This is a genomic window from Massilia eburnea (genome assembly GCF_009720745.1).
Taxonomy (GTDB): domain Bacteria; phylum Pseudomonadota; class Gammaproteobacteria; order Burkholderiales; family Burkholderiaceae_D; genus Rugamonas; species Rugamonas eburnea.
In genome coordinates, this window is the sequence record NZ_WNKX01000060.1 from 1 (window position 1) to 1,322 (window position 1,322).

Genomic DNA, 1,322 nt, shown 5'->3' on the forward strand with positions numbered 1-1,322 from the left:
AACTGAACCGGACCGGGATTTTGAGAGGCGCCTTGGTTTGAGTCATGCCGGGATGGCTTGACTCGATAGTTGACGATAATAGTTCATCTCGGCTTCGGCTGGTGGGATATGGCCGATGGGCTCCAGCAATCGATGGTGGTTAAACCAGCATACCCACTCCAGCGTAGCCAATTCGACGGCCTCACGAGTCTTCCAAGGAGCACGACGGTGAATCAATTCTGCCTTGTACAAGCCGTTGATGGTTTCGGCCAAGGCGTTATCGTAGCTGTCGCCTTTGCTGCCGACCGATGGCTCGATGCCCGCCTCGGCCAAACGCTCGCTGTACTTGATCGATACGTATTGCGAACCCCTGTCGCTATGATGGATCAAGGCTTCATCGCGTTCCGGCTGGCGTGCGTACAGGGCCTGCTCCAGGGCATCCAGCACGAAGTCCGTCCGCATAGAACTACTCACGCGCCAGCCGACAATGCGGCGTGCAAACACGTCGATCACAAAGGCGACATAGACGAAGCCTTGCCAGGTCGAGACGTAGGTGAAGTCGCTGACCCAAAGCTGATTCGGGCGGTCAGCGCGAAACTGCCGGTTCACCCGGTCCAGAGGGCACGGTGCAGCAGAATCGCCAATCGTGGTGCGCACAACTTTGCCACGTATGACGCCGCGCAGGCCGTCACGGCGCATCAGGCGCTCCACGGTGCAGCGAGCCACTTCGATCTGTTCCCTGCGCAGCTGACGCCAAACCTTTTCAGCGCCGTAGACCTGAAAATTGGCGTGCCACACACGGTGAATGTGAGCACTCAACGAGTCATCTCGCTTTGCACGTGCGCAGCGCAATTCAGGGTTGCGGCACCGTGCAGCATGGCGCCAGTAATTCGATGGAGCGATCTGCAGGACCCTGCAAATCGGCTCGGCTCCGTAGACCGCGCGATGCTGGTCAATGAAGGCCATCAGGACTTGAAGCGGCGGTCGAGCTCCGCCTGGGCGAAAAAAGCACTCGCAAGACGTAGGATTTCATTGGCTTTGCGAAGCTCTTTAACTTCGCGTTCCAGTGCCTTCATGCGCTCTTGTTCGGATGTGGTCGCGCCTTCACGTTTGCCGGTATCGCGTTCTTGCTGGCGCACCCAGCGCCGCAGGGTCTCCGACGTGCAGCCAATCTTGGCTGCTACTGACTCGATGGCTGCCCATTGCGACGCATGCTGGCCAGCGGACTCCTCGACCATGCGCACCGCGCGCTCCATCACCTCTGGGGAAAACTTGGTAGATTTGCGTTTCATAAGCTCCATTCTCTCAAATGTTGGAGCCTCCCAGATTTCCGGTCCGGTTCA

At 58.4% G+C, this 1,322-nt stretch carries 1 protein-coding gene and 1 other annotated feature; the gene reads right to left on the reverse strand.

What is annotated here, in order from left to right; all coding sequences use genetic code 11:
- Positions 1-42: 42 nt before the first annotated feature.
- Positions 43-1,271, reverse strand: a protein-coding gene (locus GM658_RS28550; protein ID WP_371865321.1) for an IS3 family transposase whose coding sequence is annotated in 2 segments (ribosomal slippage) — positions 43-989 and positions 989-1,271 — 1,230 coding nt in all. Because the reading frame shifts where the segments join, the coding sequence is not laid out codon by codon here.
- Positions 874-990: a sequence feature (AL1L pseudoknot), on the reverse strand. Its footprint overlaps the gene before it by 117 nt.
- Positions 1,272-1,322 lie beyond the last annotated feature (51 nt).